The following is an 8,292-nucleotide window of genomic DNA, read 5'->3' on the forward strand; positions in this document are numbered from 1 at the left end:
GCTACGGCATGCGGCGCGGCACGTTGTTGCTGGTCCAGGCGCCCGCCAGCTTGCCGCCGACGTTCTCAGACGGAGGTCAGGGTTTCGAGGTCTTCTGGGCACTTTTTGTCCGTTCGCTCGCCGCCGAAATTGCGCCATTTTCGACGTTGATGGGCAGCACCCTGCCGCGCCGGTACACCGGCGATCTGGCCGTGGATGGACGCGGGGAACTGCTGGTCGTGGGATGAAAACATTCGGCGTAAGGTGGAACAATCCGTGAAGCAACGCGCAGGGAACCGGGCAAGAAAAACGCGAGACACGGCCTACGCCGCAACCAACGCAAGGAGGCGACCATGAACATCGCGCGTTCGTCCCCCGCACCGCTCAACGCGAGTGCCGGCGTGCCGCGTTTTTCATCCGCGCAGATCGCACTGCACTGGGTTATCGGGCTGGCGATCATCGCCATGCTCGGCATCGGTCTCTACATGGTCGGGCTGCCGAAAGGCCTCGCGTTCAAGTCGAGCCTGATCAACTTCCACAAGTCGCTTGGGATGACCGTTTTCCTGCTTGTGCTGATTCGCATCGTGGTTCGCCAGGTCGCAGGCCGGCCTCCGCTTCCCCCGATGCAAGCGTGGCAACGCGCCGCCGCGAGCATGACGCAGGGTCTTTTATATGTAGCGATGATCGTCATGCCCCTGACGGGCTACCTTGGCTCGTCATTCAACAAGTTCGGCACGCGCTTCTGGGGCATACCGCTGCCGATGTGGGCCTGGGACGACCCCGGCTTGCGCAAGATTTTCTTCACAGTGCACACGGCCTGCGCCTGGGTGCTGATCGCGCTGATCGTGCTGCATGTGGCCGGTGCGCTCAAACATCAGTTGATAGACCGCGACCGCCTGATGGAAAGGATGCTGCCATGGTGAGGCTTCATGGATTGTTGAAGGAGGGGCGCCGCGAGCGCCACGCCGTATGAAAATCAAGGTGCTCGGTTCGTCCGCGGGGGGCGGTTTTCCGCAATGGAACTGCAACTGCCGCAATTGTGATGGCGTGCGAAACGCCACGCTGAATGCGCAGCGCCGCACGCAGTCCTCAATCGTCGTGAGTACGAATGGCGAAGACTGGCTGCTCGTCAATGCATCGCCGGACCTGCTTGCGCAAATCGCGGCCCATCCCGAACTGCAACCGGCGCGGCGCGTGCGCGACAGCGGCATTGCGGCTGTCATCACAATGGACGCGCAGGTCGATCACGTGACCGGTCTGCTGATGCTGCGTGAACGGGACACTCCATTGCCGCTCTACGTCACCGACGCCGTGCTGCAGGACCTGAGCACCGGCTTGCCCGTTGTGTCCATACTTGCGCACTACTGCGGCGTCGAACGCCATGCCATTCCGCTGGACGGATCGTCGTTTGCCGTTCCTGCGTTACCCGGCATCCGCATTGAAGCGCTGCCGCTCTCGAGCAAGGCGCCGCCTTATTCGCCGCATCGCGAAGCGCCGCAACGCGGTGACAACATCGGGCTGACGTTCATCGACGAACGCTCGGGCAAGCGCGCGTTCTACGCACCCGGCCTCGGTGCACTCGAGCCTCATGTACTCGAAGCCATGAACGCGGCCGACCTGTTGCTGGTCGATGGCACGCTCTGGACGCCGAACGAAATGATCGAACTCGGACTCTCCAAAAAAACTGCCGCCGATATGGGTCACCTCGCGCAAACCGGTCCGGGCGGCATGATCGACGTGCTTGATTCGATTGGACGCGCCGGGGTACGAAAAGTCCTTATCCACATCAACAACACGAATCCGATCCTGATTGAAGACAGTCCCGAACGACGACGGCTCGCGGAGCACGGCATTGAAGTTGCATTCGACGGCCTGGCATTCGAGCTTTAAGTATTGATAGCGCGCATGGGAGGACTTAAGTGAACGGCCGCACTCCGATGACTACCGAGCAAGATAACCCCTGGACCCGCGAGGAGTTCGAAGCCCAGCTTCGCGCGAAAGGCACCGCGTATCACATTCATCATCCGTTCAACGTGAAGATGAACACGGGCGGCTGTTCACGCGAGCAGATTCGCGGCTGGGTCGCGAACCGCTTCTATTACCAGATCAACATTCCGCTGAAGGATGCGGCCGTGATGTCGAATTGCCCGGATCGCGAGACGCGCAGGCGCTGGGTGCTGCGCATCCTCGATCATGACGGCTACGGCAACGACGAAGGCGGCATCGAGATATGGGCGCGGCTAGGCGACGCCGTCGGTCTCTCCCGCGACGAACTCTGGTCGCTGCAACACGTGACGCCGGGCGTGAAATTCGCCGTCGATGCCTATGTCAACTTCGCGCGCCGCGCGCCGTGGCAGGAAGCGGTGTGTTCGTCGCTGACCGAGATTTTTGCGCCGCAGATCCACAAGGACCGGCTGGCCACGTGGCCGTCGTGCTATCCGTGGATAGAAGCCGATGGCCTCACGTATTTCCGGTCCCGTATCTCGCTGGCGCAGCGCGATGTCGAACACGGTTTGCAGGTCACACTCGATTACTTCAAGACCCGCGAACAGCAGCAACGCGCGCTCGACATATTGCAGTTCAAGCTCGACATCCTGTGGTCAATGCTCGACGCCATCGAAAAGGCCTTCCCCCAATGACCGCAGCCACGCTCAAGCTCAAGGCAATCTTTCGGCTGCAGTGGGAACCGGCGCAGGAAGCGCACGTGCTGCTGTATCCCGAAGGCATGGTGAAGCTCAATCAAAGCGCCGGGGAGATCCTCAAGCGCTGCGACGGCACGCGCGATATCGACACGTTGATCGTGGACCTGCAGCAAGCGTTTAACGCGCAGGGCATAGGCGACGAAGTCCGTTTGTTCGTGGCGGAAGCCGAGCGCCGCGGATGGCTGGAAACCGTGGAGGCTGCACCATGAGCGATATCGCCCCGCCGCTGTGGCTGTTGGCCGAACTGACGTACCGATGCCCGCTGCATTGCGTGTTCTGCTACAACCCGGTGAACTACACCGACCACAGCAGCGAACTGTCCACCGATCAATGGCTGCGCGTATTGCGCGAAGCGCGCGCGCTCGGCGCGGCGCAACTGGGTTTTTCCGGCGGCGAGCCGCTCCTGCGCGACGACCTCGAAGTGCTCGTGCGCGAGGGACGCCAGCTCGGTTTTTATACGAACCTGATCACGTCGGGAGTCGGCTTGACGGACAAGCGACTCGACGCATTGAAAGAGGCCGGTCTCGATCACATCCAGTTATCGTTCCAGGACTCGACCCAGGAACTCAACGACTTCCTGAGCAGCACACGTACCTTTGATCTGAAGAATCGGGTCGCGAAATCAATCAAGGAGCACGGATTTCCGATGGTGCTCAACTGCGTGCTGCATCGATACAACCTGCCCCACGTAGACAAGATCATCGACATGGCGCTTGCCATGGGCGCCGAATATCTCGAACTCGCGAACACGCAGTACTACGGCTGGGCGCACACCAATCGTGCCCAACTGATGCCGACCGCCGAGCAGTTGCAAGAAGCCGAAGCGGTGGTTCAACGCTACAGAAGCGAAATCGGTGACCGCTGCAAAATTTTCTTCGTAGTGCCGGACTACTTCGAAACGCGGCCCAAACGCTGCATGAACGGCTGGGGCTCGGTGTTTCTCGGCATCGCCCCGGACGGCGCGGCACTGCCCTGCCACACGGCGCGTTCGCTGCCCGGCCTGACGTTCCCGAACGTGAAGGAGCACTCGATCCGGGAGATCTGGTACGACAGCGACGCGTTCAACCGATTTCGTGGCTTCGACTGGATGAAGGAACCCTGCCGCAGTTGCGAGGAAAAAACCATCGACGCAGGGGGTTGCCGCTGCCAGGCGTACCTGCTGACCGGCGACCCGGCCAACGCCGACCCGGTCTGCGATAAATCGCCCCACCACGAAGCCGTGATCAACGTGGTGCGCCGTGCGGCAGTTGAACGCGAGCCGCAAGCGCAACCAATCATGTTTCGCAACGACAGCAACTCACGCCGGCTGGCGGCGTCGCCCGACGGCCCTGATCCAGACCATCACAACGTCCCCGAGCTCGCGGGAGTCCGCAAATGACTATCGCCAATATCAGTGTCCTCCTGGTCGACGACCACGCCGTGGTGCGCGAGGGTTACCGGCGCCTTCTCGAACTGAGTCCGGACGTGAGTGTGGCCGGTGAAGCCGCCGATGCTGCACAGGCGTACCAGCGTTTCTGTGCATTGCGTCCGGACGTTGTCGTGATGGACCTGGCGCTGCCGGGCGCGAGCGGCATTGAAGCAATGCGACGCATGCTCGCCCGCGAACCGGACGCCCATGTGCTGATCTTCAGCGTGCACGAGGAGACGATCTTCGTGCGGCGTGCGCTCGATGCCGGCGCGCGTGGTTACGTGACGAAGGCAAGCGCGCCCGATGTCCTGGTGGAAGCAGTCCGGGCAATTGCCGCGCGAGCGCGCTATCTGAGCCCGGACATTTCGCAAGCGCTCGCATTGCGGACCGCGTTCCAGGAAGGGCCGCCGGGACGGCAATTATCGGCAAGGGAATTCGAGGTGCTGCGTCTGCTGGTCCAGGGTTATACGCTGCCGAGCATTGCGGAGAGACTGGGCGTGAGTCAGAAGACCGTTGCCAACCACCAGTCGGTGATCCGGCAGAAGTTCGGCGCGGACAACGGGGTGCAGCTTGCGCAGATGGCGAACCGCCTGGGTCTTCATTTCTCCGATTTCGCCAACTCAGCCGGTTCGCTAAGCTCGTTCGGCTCGGGCAATCCGGCCTGAACCGGCACCCGCGCGCAGAACAGGAAGCCACTGCCCGGTTGGCTTGCGATATGGAACTCACCGCCGATCGCCTCGACACGCTCGCGCATGCCGATCAACCCCAGGCCCGTGCGCGGTATTGACAGGTCGATGCCGGGACCGTCGTCGGTCATGGTCACCATGATCTCGTCGCGGTTCTTCCGTCCTGAGTCTTTATCCTCCGCAGTGCGAACCAGGTAAATTTCCACTCGCGACGTGTGCGCAAACTTCGACACGTTGGTCAGCCCTTCCTGCACCAGCCTGTAAAGCGTGATGTTCAGCACGTCCGCCAGAGCCGAGAAGTTGCCTTCCACCGTCAGGGTGAACGAAGCTTTCGGCAAGCGCTCGCGCCAGCTTTCAACGCAATGCTCCAGCGCGCTCGGCAGGCCGAATTCATCGAGACCGATGGGCCGCAAGCGCCGGATCATTCCGCCTATTTGCCTATATACCGTGCTGGCGCTCTGCATGACCGCTAGCGACAAACGATGGACTTCAGGCTCGCCTTGCGCCGACAGGTCGCGGATACGTCCCGCGTCCAGCGCGATGGCGTTCAGGTACTGCCCGAGTTCGTCGTGCAACTCGCGTGCGAGATGACGGCGCTCGTTTTCCTGTGCCCCGATGTTTTCACTCGCGAGACGGCGGTTGTCGGCCAGGAGCCGTTCGGTTTCCTCTTCAAGTGCGCGGCGATGCAGCAATTCCCGTTGCGACTCCCGATAACGGCGCCAGGCAAACCACGCAAGGCCCAATGCCAGCACGACCAGCGTGGGAGGAAGCTCGTCCAGCTGGAAGCGCTCGAAACGACGCGTGAGCAAATACGTGAGCTCGCCGACATTGAAGCGCGTGCAGAGCGCAGCGGCGAGCATCGTTGCCCCCAGCACGCAAGCGAGATCGCGCCGCGCGCTTGAGTGCGGTGCGGGCGATTGTGCGGGTGAGGTCGGGAAATCGGGTGGCATGGCGCTCTCATTCTACTCAGCGCGCGGGCTCGCGTCGCGTGTGTACCGAGCGGGTTGGGAATGCTTCCCCCTGTAATCGGGAAGACCTCCCGGTTGCATCGGCTGCATCTTGTGGGAGGCTTTCAGTATGGCAACGACGCGGATATCCACTGTGTCCGAACGTTGTGCCAATAACGACGACCACGACAACCTGCAGGAGACGATCATGAGCACAGCGCTGCATCACCGTTCTCGCACGCCTCCGTTCGCGCTGCGTTTGTGCGTCGGCAGTGCGCTTGCGGGCCTGAGCGCCACGGCCTGGGCACAAGAGGCGGCCGCTCCGCCGGTGGCGGCATCCGAGGCGAAGGTAATCCAGCTTGAGCCGATCGTGGTCGTTGGCACCACACCCCTGCTGGGCATTGGCACGCCGCTTACGAAGGTGCCTGCCAACGTCCAGACCATCAAGGGCAGCGCCATCGAACAGCAGCATCCAAACGACATCACCGACTATTTCGAAAGGAACGTGGTCAGTGTCGACATCAACGAGGCCCAGGGCAATCCGTACCAGACCGACATCAACTATCGCGGCTTTACGGCGTCGCCGCTGCTCGGCACGCCGCAGGGTTTGTCCGTGTTCCTCGACGGCGTCCGCGTCAACGAGCCATTTGGCGACGTAGTGAACTGGGACCTGATCCCGCAAGCCGCGATCAAGACGATCCAGATAATCCCCGGCTCCAATCCCACCTTCGGCCTCAACACGCTGGGCGGCGCCGTTACCGTCTTTACGAAAAACGGCCGCAGCGATCCGGGCGGCGACGCGGAAGTGACGGCTGGCTCGTGGGGCCGCAAGACGGCGCAGATCGAACAGGGGGGCGTGATCGGCGATAATCTCGATTATTACTTCACCGGAAACATGACCAACGACGACGGCTGGGCCGACCACAACTCCAGCCGCGTGCGGCAAGCCTTCAGCAAGCTGCGCTACACCGATGCGGACACCACGATTTCAGTATCCATGGGGGGTGCCGACAACGATCTGCAGGGCTCGCAGACCATCCCGCGCTCCTTCCTCGATGACTACAAGCAGGCCTATACGTTTCCGGACCAGAACCAGAACCAGCTCGGTTATCTCACGCTGTCGGGCGAGCACTATTTCAACCCCAACCTGCAGATCAGCGGCAACGCGTATTACCGGCACTACCGCAATGTGAACACCAGCAGCAACACCAACGACGACTTCGGCATGACGGATGCCGACGGCAACATCGACACGGTCCAGGCGACCAACGTGCAGTCAGTGATTGTCACCGACAGCTACGGCGCCAGCCTGCAAATGACGCTACTCAACAAGCTGGCAGGCATGGAGAACCAGTTCGTCGCGGGTATGGCGGCCGACTTCGCCAACTCGCATTTCACGCAGGCTTCGCAAGACGCGCAATTTACTGATTCCCGCGCAACCATAGGGATTAGTCCGTATGAGCAGGAAACCGATGCAAAGACGCGCAACGCCAACTACGGCGTGTATTTCGACGACACGTTGTCGATCACGCAGCAATGGTCCGTGACACTGGCCGGGCGTTATAACTGGTCCAAGTCCGACATTGGCGATGAAAGCGGCGTAGAGCCGCTGCTCGACGGCAGCCACACCTTCTCGCGCTTCAACCCGGCGGTGGGCGTCAACTGGAACCCTACCTCCACCTTCACCGCCTACGCCACTTACAACGAAGGCATGCGCGCGCCGACCGCGATCGAACTTGCCTGTGCCGACCCGGCCGCGCCGTGTTCCTTGCCGAACGACTTTATTGCCGACCCGTCGTTGCAACCGGTGATCTCGAAGACCTACGAGGTCGGCGCGCGGGGCCAGTTCGGGCACGCGTCGTCGTGGAGCGCCGCGCTCTACCGGACAACGCTCGATAACGACATCCAGTTCATCAGCAGCAATGGCGCGGCCAGCACGCTCGGGTTCTTCCAGAACGTGGGCAAGACGCGCCGGCAAGGCGTGGAACTGACCGGGACCACGCAGTTCGGGCCGCTGACTGTGGCCGCGAATTACAGTTACGTGGATGCGACCTATCAGTCGACCTGGACCGAAAGCAGTTCCAGCAATTCGAGCGCCGACGCCAACGGCAATATCACCGTCAAGCCGGGAGACCGCATCCCGGGAATTCCGCAGAACACGATCAAGTTGCGGCTCGACTATGCCGCCACACCGAAGTGGAACGTGGGCACCAACCTGACGTATCGCGGCAACATCTTCGCCCGTGGCGACGAAGACAACCAGGACGTGAACGGTACGGTAGCGGGCTATTTCCTGATCGACCTCGACACTACCTACAACGTCACGAAGCAGCTACAGATTTTCGCCACCGTCACGAACCTGCTCAACAAGCGCTATGCGAGTTTTGCGATTCTCGGCGAGAACGATTTCGATGGTGCGAACCATACGTTCAACGGCGCCAATCCGGTCAACGAGCAATTCCTGGGTATCGGGGCGCCGCGGGGGGCATGGGTGGGGCTGAGGTATGCATGGAAGTAGCGGGAAAAGTTCGCACCGGATTCTTTCCTCGCCCCGGGTGCGAACGCAAACC

The 8,292-nt window shown here is 61.6% G+C and carries 8 protein-coding genes and 1 pseudogene; 8 read left to right on the top strand and 1 reads right to left on the bottom strand.

The window, feature by feature from the left end; all coding sequences use genetic code 11:
• The 7 genes and pseudogenes from WCA53_RS07890 to WCA53_RS07920 form a co-directional block, all read left to right on the top strand.
• Positions 1 to 227 (top strand): annotated as a pseudogene (locus WCA53_RS07890) (formylmethanofuran dehydrogenase subunit C); the annotation flags it as partial.
• A 105-nt stretch (positions 228 to 332) separates the two neighbouring features.
• Positions 333 to 902 carry a cytochrome b gene (locus WCA53_RS07895; protein ID WP_423907690.1) on the top strand — a complete coding sequence of 190 codons (570 nt, stop codon included), beginning with the start codon at positions 333 to 335 and terminating at the stop codon, positions 900 to 902.
• Between the two features lie 46 nt (positions 903 to 948).
• The gene (gene pqqB, locus WCA53_RS07900) at positions 949 to 1,869 is read left to right on the top strand and encodes a pyrroloquinoline quinone biosynthesis protein PqqB (protein ID WP_423907693.1); all 921 of its coding nucleotides are present in this window, start codon (positions 949 to 951) and stop codon (positions 1,867 to 1,869) included.
• Between the two features lie 47 nt (positions 1,870 to 1,916).
• Positions 1,917 to 2,618, top strand: a complete 702-nt coding sequence (gene pqqC, locus WCA53_RS07905) for a pyrroloquinoline-quinone synthase PqqC (RefSeq protein ID WP_423907695.1) — start codon at positions 1,917 to 1,919, stop codon at positions 2,616 to 2,618.
• The gene (pqqD, locus tag WCA53_RS07910; RefSeq protein WP_423907697.1) at positions 2,615 to 2,890 is read left to right on the top strand and encodes a pyrroloquinoline quinone biosynthesis peptide chaperone PqqD; all 276 of its coding nucleotides are present in this window, start codon (positions 2,615 to 2,617) and stop codon (positions 2,888 to 2,890) included. The genes pqqC and pqqD overlap by 4 nt, the downstream gene beginning before the upstream one ends.
• Positions 2,887 to 4,059: a pyrroloquinoline quinone biosynthesis protein PqqE gene (gene pqqE / locus WCA53_RS07915; protein ID WP_423907699.1), complete on the top strand. Its 1,173-nt coding sequence runs from the start codon at positions 2,887 to 2,889 to the stop codon at positions 4,057 to 4,059. Before pqqD ends, pqqE begins: the two co-directional genes overlap by 4 nt.
• Positions 4,056 to 4,754, top strand: a complete 699-nt coding sequence (locus WCA53_RS07920) for a response regulator (protein WP_423907701.1) — start codon at positions 4,056 to 4,058, stop codon at positions 4,752 to 4,754. Before pqqE ends, WCA53_RS07920 begins: the two co-directional genes overlap by 4 nt.
• On the opposite strand, the gene WCA53_RS07925 is transcribed toward WCA53_RS07920, so the two are convergent.
• Positions 4,688 to 5,725, bottom strand: coding sequence for a histidine kinase (locus tag WCA53_RS07925; protein WP_423907704.1), 1,038 nt, complete (start codon positions 5,723 to 5,725; stop codon positions 4,688 to 4,690). The genes WCA53_RS07920 and WCA53_RS07925 overlap by 67 nt on opposite strands.
• Before the next feature lie 205 nt (positions 5,726 to 5,930).
• Between WCA53_RS07925 and WCA53_RS07930 the strand changes: the two genes are divergently transcribed.
• Entirely contained in the window at positions 5,931 to 8,240 is a 2,310-nt protein-coding gene (locus tag WCA53_RS07930) for a TonB-dependent receptor (RefSeq protein WP_423907706.1), read from the top strand.
• Positions 8,241 to 8,292: the final 52 nt, after the last annotated feature.

The sequence above is a fragment of the Caballeronia sp. genome, from assembly GCF_049581465.1.
Lineage (GTDB): Bacteria > Pseudomonadota > Gammaproteobacteria > Burkholderiales > Burkholderiaceae > Caballeronia.

Bases quoted from the DNA above. Each gene is read 5' to 3' on its own strand.
- WCA53_RS07895 (WP_423907690.1), top strand. From the start codon at position 333: ATGAACATCGCGCGTTCGTCCCCCGCACCGCTCAACGCGAGTGCCGGC.
- pqqB (WP_423907693.1), top strand. From the start codon at position 949: ATGAAAATCAAGGTGCTCGGTTCGTCCGCGGGGGGCGGTTTTCCGCAA.
- pqqC (WP_423907695.1), top strand. From the start codon at position 1,917: ATGACTACCGAGCAAGATAACCCCTGGACCCGCGAGGAGTTCGAAGCC.
- pqqD (WP_423907697.1), top strand. From the start codon at position 2,615: ATGACCGCAGCCACGCTCAAGCTCAAGGCAATCTTTCGGCTGCAGTGG.
- pqqE (WP_423907699.1), top strand. From the start codon at position 2,887: ATGAGCGATATCGCCCCGCCGCTGTGGCTGTTGGCCGAACTGACGTAC.
- WCA53_RS07920 (WP_423907701.1), top strand. From the start codon at position 4,056: ATGACTATCGCCAATATCAGTGTCCTCCTGGTCGACGACCACGCCGTG.
- WCA53_RS07925 (WP_423907704.1), bottom strand. From the start codon at position 5,725: ATGCCACCCGATTTCCCGACCTCACCCGCACAATCGCCCGCACCGCAC.
- WCA53_RS07930 (WP_423907706.1), top strand. From the start codon at position 5,931: ATGAGCACAGCGCTGCATCACCGTTCTCGCACGCCTCCGTTCGCGCTG.